The organism is Bacteroides sp. M10, from assembly GCF_014334015.1.
Classification (GTDB): domain Bacteria; phylum Bacteroidota; class Bacteroidia; order Bacteroidales; family Bacteroidaceae; genus Bacteroides; species Bacteroides intestinigallinarum.
The window spans coordinates 442,603-455,590 of record NZ_CP060488.1 but is presented as its reverse complement, the minus strand read 5'-3'; the positions used below and the strand labels follow the sequence as shown (position 1 = coordinate 455,590).

The following is a 12,988-nucleotide window of genomic DNA, read 5'->3' as shown; positions in this document are numbered from 1 at the left end:
TTCGTGAATGGAATGAATGACAGGTCTCACGCACTATTGTCTGTATAACCTTGTTATATATCCAATTGGGCGTGGGGCTATCATTCATGTTCACGAAAGGGGTCTTAGCGGATACCTATATATGGCATGAATAGATAGTTTCCACGCTCTCTTTTTTTTATAACCCTCGCACCACCGGGAACTGATGCGGTAATAAACGCAACCTATGTACGGAGACTTTAATCGAATTGTTGTTCAGCTGACTCAGCATCCTGTTATGTACAAACCCCTCTCGGATTTAACCTATACGGAATGTGAACTAGCCTATGCTTTGATACGGGAGTTGATTGATTTGTCAATCGAAGGGGATTATACTTTATTGGACTATATCCAAATGGCCCGGCTGGAATACTATCTGGGTGAACTGTCTTGTAAGATAAGCTGTAGTAGGGAGGAGACTGCCCTTCATTATGCGGGCGCCCTTCATCTGTTAGAAAAAGGCGGCTTTGATTTGGGCATAAAGAAGTGGGTTGAACTTGTCAGCCTGCGAATAGAGAACTCTAAAAAAGAATGACATTCTGATTTTATAGTTAGAATCTGATTAGTACCCACTCTGTATTTATCCGATCTATACCTATGGAATAGTCAACCGTTAGACCGCTTAGAAAAAGTATTCTGACGGTTGATTCTAAATCCTCTTGCTTTTTTCTAATATCTATTTTCTTGTAGTTTTCTTTTTCGTCTTTTTCTTTTCATTCTCTTTTCACGCCTTTACGCGCCTGCGTGTGGTATAATAATGTGTATCCCTCTCGTCATTTCCGCGCACACCCCACCCATGCTTAAAAAATATGTTCTACAACATCGTTCTGCATCAGCACTTTAGCAAATGTATTCAAAAATAATTAGAAAAAATAGTTTGATATATTTGGAGTGTATACCAAAAGGGCGTACTTTTGCACCCGCTTTCCAAGAGAAGAAAGCCTTGATAAATTGACTTAGTGAAAAAGCGGAATCTTACTTAAAGAAAAGAACAAAAAACTTCCGAAAAAGTTTGGATTATAATAAATAAAGTTCTTATCTTTGCACTCCGATTCGCAAAGAAAATAGGCAAGAGTTATTCTTTCATACATTCTTTCCCTTTCGCATAGAGAGCCAGAGAAATCGAGTAAAAAGAAAAACTGAAAAAAAACTTCCGAAAAAGTTTGGTAGTTAAAAATAAAGCCCTTACCTTTGCACCCGCTTTTAAAACGAAAGCAACAAGTTCTTTGAAATATTGATAAACAATACAAGTAGTACAAGTAAAAAAATAGAACCGTCAATACTTGTCTTATTCAGTAGCGATACAGTTAAGACTAATAGGTATTTGAATAAGGTCAATAAATTTACGGCGTCCTGAACAGAGCAAAAAAGTCATCTTAACCGATGATAAAAAATACTTTTACAATGAAGAGTTTGATCCTGGCTCAGGATGAACGCTAGCTACAGGCTTAACACATGCAAGTCGAGGGGCAGCATTCTTCTAGCAATAGAAGAGATGGCGACCGGCGCACGGGTGAGTAACACGTATCCAACCTACCGATAACTCTGGAATAGCCTTTCGAAAGAAAGATTAATACCGGATAGTATACGAATATCGCATGATATTTTTATTAAAGAATTTCGGTTATCGATGGGGATGCGTTCCATTAGTTTGTTGGCGGGGTAACGGCCCACCAAGACTACGATGGATAGGGGTTCTGAGAGGAAGGTCCCCCACATTGGAACTGAGACACGGTCCAAACTCCTACGGGAGGCAGCAGTGAGGAATATTGGTCAATGGGCGCAGGCCTGAACCAGCCAAGTAGCGTGAAGGATGAAGGCTCTATGGGTCGTAAACTTCTTTTATATGGGAATAAAGTTTTCCACGTGTGGAATTTTGTATGTACCATATGAATAAGGATCGGCTAACTCCGTGCCAGCAGCCGCGGTAATACGGAGGATCCGAGCGTTATCCGGATTTATTGGGTTTAAAGGGAGCGTAGGTGGATTGTTAAGTCAGTTGTGAAAGTTTGCGGCTCAACCGTAAAATTGCAGTTGAAACTGGCAGTCTTGAGTACAGTAGAGGTGGGCGGAATTCGTGGTGTAGCGGTGAAATGCTTAGATATCACGAAGAACTCCGATTGCGAAGGCAGCTCACTAGACTGTTACTGACACTGATGCTCGAAAGTGTGGGTATCAAACAGGATTAGATACCCTGGTAGTCCACACAGTAAACGATGAATACTCGCTGTTTGCGATATACAGTAAGCGGCCAAGCGAAAGCATTAAGTATTCCACCTGGGGAGTACGCCGGCAACGGTGAAACTCAAAGGAATTGACGGGGGCCCGCACAAGCGGAGGAACATGTGGTTTAATTCGATGATACGCGAGGAACCTTACCCGGGCTTAAATTGCAAATGAATATGTAGGAAACTATATAGCCGCAAGGCATTTGTGAAGGTGCTGCATGGTTGTCGTCAGCTCGTGCCGTGAGGTGTCGGCTTAAGTGCCATAACGAGCGCAACCCTTATCTTTAGTTACTAACAGGTCATGCTGAGGACTCTAGAGAGACTGCCGTCGTAAGATGTGAGGAAGGTGGGGATGACGTCAAATCAGCACGGCCCTTACGTCCGGGGCTACACACGTGTTACAATGGGGGGTACAGAAGGCAGCTACACGGCGACGTGATGCTAATCCCAAAAACCTCTCTCAGTTCGGATCGAAGTCTGCAACCCGACTTCGTGAAGCTGGATTCGCTAGTAATCGCGCATCAGCCATGGCGCGGTGAATACGTTCCCGGGCCTTGTACACACCGCCCGTCAAGCCATGAAAGCCGGGGGTACCTGAAGTACGTAACCGCAAGGAGCGTCCTAGGGTAAAACTGGTAATTGGGGCTAAGTCGTAACAAGGTAGCCGTACCGGAAGGTGCGGCTGGAACACCTCCTTTCTGGAGCGATGTCGTAACTGTCACCTAAACGTGACAGCCACTTATAGACTTTAAAGGTTCTGTTTTTTGTACTACTGGTACTTGTTTATTTATAATATATAGATCAACCATCTATAGAAGTATAGATAGAGATAAACAAGAGAAAAAAGAAGCCGAGTCTAACATACAGGTAGACAAGGTTGAACTAGTCCTATAGCTCAGTTGGTTAGAGCGCTACACTGATAATGTAGAGGTCGGCAGTTCAACTCTGCCTGGGACTACCAAGCTCAAGAACGAAGGAATGACGCGTAAGCGGAATGCAGCAATTCTTGATAACCTCTTGGGGGATTAGCTCAGCTGGCTAGAGCATCTGCCTTGCACGCAGAGGGTCAACGGTTCGAATCCGTTATTCTCCACCATCTCTGAAAAGAGAAACGATCTTTGACATGATGTACAAAAAGTAAAATTTTAGTAAGAGCTAAAAGTATATATCAAACCGTACGTGATTGATATTGTCATTGAGTATTATTTTTTAATTCTCAATTCTCAATTTTCAATTTAAGAAGTTTGAAAGAAAGTAAGCAAGGGCGCATGGCGGATGCCTTGGCTCTCGGAGGCGATGAAGGACGTGATAAGCTGCGATAAGCTTCGGGAAGGTGCAAATAACCTTTGATCCGAAGATTTCCGAATGGGACAACCCGTCATTCTGAAGGAATGACATCTTGCATAGCAAGAGGCTAACACAGGGAACTGAAACATCTTAGTACCTGTAGGAAAAGAAAATAATAATGATTCCCCTAGTAGTGGCGAGCGAACGGGGATTAGCCCAAACCAATGTTGTTACGGCAATATTGGGGTTGTAGGACCACGACATCGCAAGAAGTTTAGTGAGAAGAACCCTTTGGAAAATGGGACCATAGACGGTGATAGTCCGGTATTCGAAGCTAAACGAAGCGTAGTGGTATCCTGAGTAGCGCGGGACACGAGGAATCTTGCGTGAATCTGCCGGGACCATCCGGTAAGGCTAAATACTCCCGAGAGACCGATAGCGAACCAGTACTGTGAAGGAAAGGTGAAAAGCACTTCGAATAGAAGAGTGAAATAGTCCCTGAAACCGTGCGCCTACAAGCGGTCGGAGCTTTGTAAGAAGTGACGGCGTGCCTTTTGCATAATGAACCTACGAGTTACTTTTTCCGGCAAGGTTAAGTGTCTTAAGACATGAAGCCGAAGCGAAAGCGAGTCTGAACAGGGCGATTAGTCGGAAGGAGTAGACGCGAAACCAAGTGATCTACCCTTGGTCAGGTTGAAGGTTAGGTAACACTAACTGGAGGACCGAACCGATAAGCGTTGAAAAGCTTCCGGATGAACTGAGGGTGGGGGTGAAAGGCTAATCAAACTTGGAGATAGCTCGTACTCCCCGAAATGCATTTAGGTGCAGCCTTGGGAATTACTACTGTGAGGTAGAGCGACTGATAAGATGCGAGGGCTTCACCGCCTATCAAGTCTTGATAAACTCCGAATGCGCAGTAGTTCGATCCCAGGAGTGAGGGCATGGGTGCTAAGGTCCATGTCCTAAAGGAGAAGAATCCAGACCATCAGCTAAGGTCCCCAAATAATTGCTAAGTTGAACTAACGAAGTCAGATTGCTAAGACAGCTAGGATGTTGGCTTGGAAGCAGCCATTCATTTAAAGAGTGCGTAACAGCTCACTAGTCGAGGAGTTTGGCGTGGATAATAATCGGGCATCAAGCAATTTACCGAAGCTATGGGATCCGTAAGGATCGGTAGGGGAGCATTCCACTCTGCGTCGAAGGTGAAGCGTGAGCTTTGCTGGAGCGTGTGGAAAAGCAAATGTAGGTATAAGTAACGATAAAGGGGGTGAGAAACCCCCTCGCCGAAAGACTAAGGTTTCCTGATCAACGCTAATCGGATCAGGGTTAGTCGGGTCCTAAGGCTCAGCCGAACGGTGAGGCCGATGGCAGAACAGGTTAATATTCCTGTACTACCTTAAAGAGTGACGTGGAGACGGAGGAGTGACAGCGCCGCGGACTGACGGAATAGTCCGTTGAAGGGTGTAGATGTTGATTATCCCAGGCAAATCCAGGATAAGAGTCGAACCTGATAGTATACCGCGTTCTTCGGAACAAGGTAATAGTGCGTGTAAACATACTCCCAAGAAAATCCGCTAAACTTAATCTTTAAGGTACCCGTACCGTAAACGGACACACGTAGTCGGGTTGAATATACTAAGGCGCTTGAGTGATTCACGGTTAAGGAACTAGGCAAATTGACCCTGTAACTTCGGGATAAAGGGTCCCAACGAGAGTTGGGCGCAGAGAATAGGTCCAGGCAACTGTTTAACAAAAACACAGGGCTGTGCCAAATTGAAAGATTACGTATACAGCCTGACACCTGCCCGGTGCTGGAAGGTTAAGAGGAGATGTCATCGCAAGAGAAGCATTGAATTGAAGCCCCAGTAAACGGCGGCCGTAACTATAACGGTCCTAAGGTAGCGAAATTCCTTGTCGGGTAAGTTCCGACCTGCACGAATGGTGTAATGATCTGGACACTGTCTCAACCGTGAGCTCAGTGAAATTGTAGTATCGGTGAAGATGCCGATTACCCGCGATGGGACGAAAAGACCCCGTGAACCTTTACTATAGCTTAACATTGAATTTGGGTAATTGATGTGTAGGATAGGCCGGAGACTTTGAAGCAGGTACGCCAGTATTTGTGGAGTCGCTGTTGAAATACGGCCCTTTGATTATTTGAGTTCTAACTCGTAGAAACGAGGACACTGTTTGGTGGGTAGTTTGACTGGGGTGGTCGCCTCCAAAAGTGTAACGGAGGCTTCTAAAGGTGCCCTCAGGACGATTGGTAACCGTCCGTAGAGTGTAATGGCATAAGGGCGCTTGACTGGGAGACAGACAAGTCGATCAGGTAGGAAACTAGAGCATAGTGATCCGGTGTTTCCGTATGGAAGGGACATCGCTCAAAGGATAAAAGGTACTCCGGGGATAACAGGCTGATCCCTCCCAAGAGCTCATATCGACGGAGGGGTTTGGCACCTCGATGTCGGCTCGTCACATCCTGGGGCTGGAGAAGGTCCCAAGGGTTGGGCTGTTCGCCCATTAAAGTGGCACGCGAGCTGGGTTCAGAACGTCGTGAGACAGTTCGGTCTCTATCTATCGTGGGCGTATGAAATTTGCGTGGCTCTGACACTAGTACGAGAGGACCGTGTTGGACTGACCGCTGGTTTACCAGTTGTGCCGCCAGGTGCATTGCTGGGTATCTAAGTCGGGATTGGATAAGTGCTGAAAGCATCTAAGTACGAAGCCAGCCACAAGATTAGATTTCTTAGGGTCGTCAAAGACGATGACGTTGATAGGATGCAGGTGTAAAGGTGGTAACATCAAAGCCGAGCATTACTAATTGCCCGTTCACTTTCTTTCGAACATGTACCGGTTGGGTATATACGTTTAGCTTTCTAGACACTAGGATTTTACTTTTCATCATGTCATAACCTTATTCAGGTGGTTATAGCACGAGGGTTCCACCTCTTCCCATTCCGAACAGAGAAGTTAAGCCTCGTCACGCCGATGGTACTGCGTAACAGTGGGAGAGTAGGTAGCCGCCGTTTTTAAGAAGCCCCTTGATTCAAAATGAATCAAGGGGCTTTCTGTGTTTTATCACTTCTGAATCAGGGCGTTCTCTAAGGCCGGATAAAAGATAACCTCTTCTCTTCTTCTGCAAATAAGATAGCTGTATTTACTAATGCCAGATGTGAATATGCCTGCGGGAAGTTGCCCAACTGTTCTTTGGTTTCGAAATCAATATCTTCACTAAACAATCCAAGATGATTGGAGTATTTCAGAACTTCGTCAAACAGGCAGCGTGCTTCTTCTTTATGGCCAGTTACAAACAATGCCCGTATAAGCCAGAATGTACAAATCGTAAAAGCAGAAGTAGGCAACCCGAAATCATCTTTGCTGTTATAGCGATACATAAGTCCTTTATGGAAAAGGGCTTTCTTGACAGCTTCCACTGTTTTATGATAGCGTATATCATCTGCTTCTATAAATCCATAGGGTTCCATCAATAGTAATGAAGAATCCATTGCTTGATTATTATATGTCTGTGTGAAGCTTTGAAGTTCCTTATTCCAGCCATATTTCATCACGTCTTTCTTTATTTTTTCGGCTTCCAGTTGCCAACGTTCGCTATAATTATATTTGTTAAGCATTTGAGCGATTTTAGCTCCGCGATCTAAAGCTACCCAACACATCACTTTGGAAGAAACAAAGTGTTGTCCTTCTCCCCGGATCTCCCAGATTCCCTTATCGGGCTTTCTCCAGTTTTCTACTACTTTTGCTAAAATGGTCTTTACCATTTCCCACATGTCTTCAATTTCATCCAGTGTGCCGGGCATGAGGCGATAATATTGGTAAATCAGGTCCATCAGGTAACCAAAAGAGTCGTTTTGTTTCTGATGGTATGCATCATTTCCTATTCGTACAGGTTTGGAGTTCTTATAACCGGATAGATGGTCGAGTATCACTTCGGTTAGTTGGTGCTCGCCCCGGATGCCATACATAATTTGATAGTCATGTTTGGAAACGAATGTGGATTGGATAAATTTCATAAAGCGTTTGGCTGCACCGGTATGTCCGATTTGAAACATGGTTTCGATGGACATGGAAGCATCCCGAAGCCAGCAAAAGCGGTAATCCCAGTTGCGCACTTCTCCCACAGCTTCCGGTAGGCTTGTAGTTAGTGCTGCCAGCACAGCTCCGTTGTGGTAGGACATTAGTTTCAGAACCAATAAACTCCGTTCGATTACGTCATTATATAGAGTGTATTTTTTGCTTCTGTCTGTCCAGTTCAGCCAATATACCAGCGTACGACAGTATTCTATTTTCTCCCTTTCTATGTCGATTGGGATCACTTTCTCGTTATAGGAGAGCAGGAGAAATTCGTCTTTCTCAAGAATGATTTCTTTTTTCTCTTTGATGTCCTGAAGAGACAGGGAAGCATATAAATATTGTCTGTCCTTGTTGTCAAAGGAGCAGTAGGATTCGATATACTGTGGAGTGATATTAAGGATCACTTGTCCCTGTGCATAGTTCGGAGCCGGGTGGTAGTTGATCTTGAAACGCGGTTTTCCTTTTATCCAATGTATGTAGCGGTATAATTCGGCAGGTAAATAATGCCCTGTTTCGTCTTGGGAACGATAGCAGGGCATATAGTCGAGCACTACGAATTCTCCTTCATCGGAGGAGAATTGAGTAGAAAGAATATTGGTGTGGGGGACATAACTTTGTGTGATGCAATAGTCTTCGGAAACTTCGAATCCGAAAGCTCCTCCTTTCTCCCGGTCGAGCAGACTGGCAAAAATAGAAGGAGAATCGAAATCGGGAAAACAGAGCCATTCGATATTTCCGTTCTGCGAAATGAGAGCTGCGGTTCGGCAGTTACCTATCACTCCATAATTTAAATTATTCATATTGATTGCTTTTTATTGAGTTTTTAATAGATCTTTGAGAAAGTCGAAAGCGAAAGTCAGGCGATTCTTAATGCTTCCTTCTTTTGTGGCAGTTTTTTGTTTGCCTAGTAAAGACCGTAAGAAAGGAAGTACGTCAGATTGGGCAGACAGGTGATAGTTGGCGGCTTCGGATACGCTACCTATTTTAATGGTGATGGCGCTCATCGGTAATGCCTGAAACATATCTTCATCTGTAGTGTCGTCTCCCATCGCTATAACAAAATCATAACGTCTGTTGGCTAGCAGACGCCCCACCTCCGAACCTTTATTGCAATCCGGTGATTTGATTTCGATCACTTTATTTCCTTGCAGAATTTGTAGTTTCTGCCGGGTACAGAGCGAAATCTGCGTGTTGACGAGTTGTTGGGCTCTTAATGTGCCGAGCCATGCGTCACTTTCACGATAATGCCAGGCTAGGGCAGTTTCTTTCACTTCCAGATGGGAACGGGGAGTACGGTCTACAAACATTTGAAGGATAGAGAGAATACCTGCTCCCCATTCTATCTTCTTTATGTTTTTATGCCAGACTCCGTTTTCTTTATAGAAAGCCCCATGTTCGGCAGCCATAGAAATAGGAAGGGTGCCAAGCCATTTTTCTAATGTAAAGTGATCCCGTCCGCTATTGATAACAATATGATTGGCGGGATCGCTAGCCAGTTGTTGTAGAATAGAAATGAGTTCCGGTGTAGGTTGTGCATCCTCGGGACGTGGTTTGAGAGCCGTCAGTGTACCATCATAGTCCAGCAGAATCAGGCGTTGTTTGGCATGGTTATACTTGAGTTTGATTTGTGCAATGCTAGCGGCTACGATACGTTTTTTTCGTAACATCTCGTTTTTCATACATGTCGCGTTCAGTTCATTGACAAAGTCGGCTGCCCATTTGTTGACAGTCTGTACGGACAGAATGTTTTGCATACGTTGCAGGCGTTGTTTTTGTTCCTCTTCGGGCATTTCAAGTGCCTGGCAAATAGCATTTTCTATTTGTTCCGTATCGTTCGGGTTGATTTGGATAGCGTCCGTCAATTCTACGGCGGCACCTGCCATTTCGCTAAGGATAAGTACACCGGGATTGTCGCATTTGGTAGCTACGTATTCTTTGGCTACCAGATTCATTCCGTCTCGAAGTGGAGTGACGAGGGCTATGTCGGCCACATAGTACATGGCAGTCAGTTCTTCCAGTGAAAAGCCATGATAGAAATAACATACGGGAGTCCAGTTCATTGTGGAGTAACGTCCGTTGATAGAGCCGATTTCTTCGTCAATTTTTGTTTTTAGTTCCGCATAGCTGCCTACATGGTCGCGTGAAGGGACAATGACCATTGCCAATGTAACTTTACCGTGATATTCGGCATGATGTTCGAGGAAGGTGGCAAAGCCACGAAGACGGTGCAATATGCCTTTGCTGTAATCCAGTCTGTCTACTGACAGGATCAGTTTATGCTCGCCGAAAAGTTTCCGGGTTCGTTCAATGGCCTGGTGTACTTCTTTATTTTCTGAAGCCTGATGATAGGATTCATAGTTGATTCCCATCGGCAATGCTTCTACTCTGACCATCCGGTTGTTGATCTGTACTTCATCCAGTTTGAAGTCGAGATGCAGCACACGCTCTACGGCACTGATGAAGTGACGCATATAGTCATGGGTATGGAAAGCAATGAAGTCTGCTCCCAGCAGACCCTTCAGAATCTCGGCACGCTCCGGGAGAATACGGAAGAGTTCGTAAGAAGGGAACGGGATATGATGGAAATAACCGATACTTAGTTCCGGATATATTTTCCTCAACATTCCGGGAAGTAGCATCAGTTGATAATCCTGTATCCATACCTTATCGCCGGGACGTATCAGCCGGCAAATCTCCTCACAGAAGAGTCGGTTGACTTGTTGATAGGATTGCCAGAAACAGTTCTTATATAAGGTATAAGCATAAAAGTAATGACACAAAGGCCAGATAGTACTGTTACTGTATCCTTCGTAATAGTTTTCAATTTGCTTTTCCGACAAGAAGACCGGATGAAAATTCATTTCCTGTAGTTTCTCGTTAATCTCCTGCTGGTCCTTCTCTTCATTTGTACATATTTCGGGCCAACCTATCCAGTGCTTCTCATAAGAAGTCTGGAGAGAATCCAAACCTGTTGCCAGTCCGCCTTCGCTACGCGAAAATACGAATGTGCCGTTTGTGTCGGCTACTTTGACAGGTAATCTGTTTGCAATAATATAAAGTTTCATATCTATTTCTTCGCAAAGCATGTACCAATTGACTTATGTTGATGCTTAACCGTTTATTATCAACAGATTATAAAGATGTAGTATCCTCCTTTTGTCTTTTCAAAATGAAAATCCCCTTTCAAAATGATAATTTGTTTATTTTTTCTCTTCTGAAATCACGAAAAAACGGAAAGCCTTTCAAAATAGAATCCTTTTTTCAAAATGGAAGGGTGTGTCGGATGGTAAGAAAGTAACTGCCTGTCTGTATCTGTTTGAATGTTAGCTTATTATGTATTCTTTGTTTTTTGTGGCACGCATTTGGCATGAAGAATGGCAAGTAAAAATTTATAGTAATCATTTAAAAGGTAAAAACATGGGAATAACACTATCATTTATTTTCTGCCTGTTGAGCGGTTTCGCTTGTTTCTGGCTGTTCTGGAAATGTGTAGACTGGTTTGAGAATATTTAAAGAAAAAAGGAGAATTGATTATGTACACAGCATTATTCGTATTAGGTATTGCAATCTTCGGTTATTTGATGTATGTGCTCATCAAACCCGAGAAGTTTTAAAGTAACACACACAGTTTAAGGTAAAAAGTATATGAATACAGAAATTTTAGGCGTGGTTGTTCAGATAGCCTTGATGGTGATTCTGGCTTATCCACTGGGAAAATACATTGCCAAGGTCTACAGAGGAGAAAAGACCTGGTCTGATTTTATGGCTCCTATCGAAAGAGTCATTTATAAAGTTTGTGGAATCGACCCCAATGAAGAAATGAACTGGAAACAATTCCTGAAAGCATTGTTGATTTTGAATGCTTTCTGGTTTTTCTGGGGAATGGTACTCTTGGTTTCACAAGGATGGTTGCCTTTAAACCCGGACGGCAACGGACCGCAGACTCCGGATCAGGCATTCAATACTTGTATTAGTTTTATGGTGAACTGTAACTTACAGCACTATAGCGGTGAAAGCGGACTGACTTATTTTACTCAATTGTTCGTCATCATGCTTTTCCAGTTTATTACCGCAGCAACAGGTATGACTGCTATGGCAGGTATTATGAAGAGTATTGCTGCAAAAACAACCAAAACGATTGGTAACTTCTGGCAATTTCTGGTAATAAGTTGTACGCGTATCTTATTACCTCTTTCTCTGATTGTAGGTTTTATCCTGATTCTTCAGGGAACTCCGATGGGATTTGACGGTAAGATGAAAGTCACTACTCTTGAAGGTCAGGAACAGATGGTTTCTCAAGGTCCTACGGCCGCAATTGTTCCTATTAAACAGTTGGGTACGAATGGCGGTGGATATTTTGGCGTGAACTCCTCTCATCCATTGGAAAATCCGACTTATCTTTCTAACATGGTAGAATGTTGGTCTATCTTGATTATCCCGATGGCGATGGTATTTGCACTGGGTTTCTATACCCGCAGAAAGAAGTTGGCTTACAGTATATTCGGAGTAATGCTTTTCGCTTTTCTGGTCGGTGTGTGCATTAATGTCAGTCAGGAAATGGGGGGTAATCCGCGCATCGATGAGCTGGGAATTGCACAGGACAATGGTGCGATGGAAGGTAAGGAAGTGCGTTTAGGAGCCGGAGCAACCGCGTTGTGGAGTATTGTAACGACCGTAACTTCCAATGGTTCTGTGAATGGTATGCATGATTCTACCATGCCTCTGTCCGGTATGATGGAAATGTTGAATATGCAGATTAATACCTGGTTTGGCGGTGTAGGTGTAGGGTGGATGAACTACTATACATTCATTATCATTGCAGTGTTTATCAGCGGTTTGATGGTGGGACGTACACCGGAATTCCTCGGTAAGAAAGTAGAAGCCCGCGAAATGAAAATCGCTACGATTGTAGCTCTGCTTCATCCATTTGTAATCTTGGTGTTTACGGCAATCTCAAGTTATATTTATGTACACCATCCAGATTTTGTGGAAAGTGAAGGTGGATGGTTGAACAACTTAGGATTCCACGGTTTGAGTGAACAGCTTTACGAGTACACCTCTTGTGCCGCCAATAACGGTTCCGGTTTCGAAGGCTTGGGTGATAATACTTATTTCTGGAACTGGACATGTGGTATCGTTTTAATTCTGAGTCGCTTCCTTCCTATTATCGGACAGGTTGCCATTGCCGGGCTACTGGCGCAGAAGAAATTCATACCGGAAAGTGCCGGTACGTTGAAGACGGATACATTGACTTTCGGAGTAATGACATTTGTAGTTATCTTCATTATTGCCGCTCTGTCATTCTTCCCGGTACATGCATTGAGCACGATTGCTGAACATTTAAGTTTGTAATACTGAATTAG

The 12,988-nt window shown here is 43.8% G+C and carries 5 protein-coding genes, 2 tRNA genes and 3 rRNA genes; 8 read left to right on the top strand and 2 right to left on the bottom strand.

The features are described 5' to 3' along the window. Positions 1–205: 205 nt before the first annotated feature. From H8796_RS01940 to rrf, 6 genes are all read left to right on the top strand, one after another. Positions 206–553 carry a hypothetical protein gene (locus H8796_RS01940; RefSeq protein WP_004296294.1) on the top strand — a complete coding sequence of 116 codons (348 nt, stop codon included), beginning with the start codon at positions 206–208 and terminating at the stop codon, positions 551–553. Positions 554–1,419: 866 nt separating this feature from the next. Continuing rightward, a 16S ribosomal RNA gene (locus tag H8796_RS01935) occupies positions 1,420–2,944 on the top strand. A gap of 186 nt (positions 2,945–3,130) precedes the next feature. Then, positions 3,131–3,207: transfer RNA gene (locus tag H8796_RS01930), tRNA-Ile, on the top strand. A gap of 58 nt (positions 3,208–3,265) precedes the next feature. After that, a tRNA-Ala gene (locus H8796_RS01925) sits at positions 3,266–3,342 on the top strand. A gap of 152 nt (positions 3,343–3,494) precedes the next feature. After that, a 23S ribosomal RNA gene (locus H8796_RS01920) occupies positions 3,495–6,374 on the top strand. 77 nt (positions 6,375–6,451) lie between these two features. Then, positions 6,452–6,562: ribosomal RNA gene (rrf, locus tag H8796_RS01915) — 5S ribosomal RNA — on the top strand. Together the 16S, 23S and 5S rRNA genes with 2 tRNA genes alongside form the textbook arrangement of a ribosomal RNA operon. 72 nt (positions 6,563–6,634) lie before the next feature. Here rrf and H8796_RS01910 read toward each other — a convergent pair. Both H8796_RS01910 and H8796_RS01905 read right to left on the bottom strand, forming a co-directional pair. Further along, positions 6,635–8,425: a glycoside hydrolase family 15 protein gene (locus H8796_RS01910; RefSeq protein WP_117938094.1), complete on the bottom strand. Its 1,791-nt coding sequence runs from the start codon at positions 8,423–8,425 to the stop codon at positions 6,635–6,637. 12 nt (positions 8,426–8,437) lie between these two features. Further along, positions 8,438–10,711, bottom strand: coding sequence for a bifunctional alpha,alpha-trehalose-phosphate synthase (UDP-forming)/trehalose-phosphatase (locus H8796_RS01905; RefSeq protein ID WP_187343920.1), 2,274 nt, complete (start codon positions 10,709–10,711; stop codon positions 8,438–8,440). Between the two features lie 447 nt (positions 10,712–11,158). Here H8796_RS01905 and kdpF point away from each other — a divergent pair, with 447 nt between their 5' ends. After that, positions 11,159–11,239: a K(+)-transporting ATPase subunit F gene (gene kdpF / locus H8796_RS01900; protein WP_032849815.1), complete on the top strand. Its 81-nt coding sequence runs from the start codon at positions 11,159–11,161 to the stop codon at positions 11,237–11,239. 31 nt (positions 11,240–11,270) lie between these two features. Beyond that, positions 11,271–12,977, top strand: a complete 1,707-nt coding sequence (kdpA, locus tag H8796_RS01895) for a potassium-transporting ATPase subunit KdpA (RefSeq protein WP_117938092.1) — start codon at positions 11,271–11,273, stop codon at positions 12,975–12,977. The last annotated feature ends 11 nt before the right edge of the window (positions 12,978–12,988 follow it).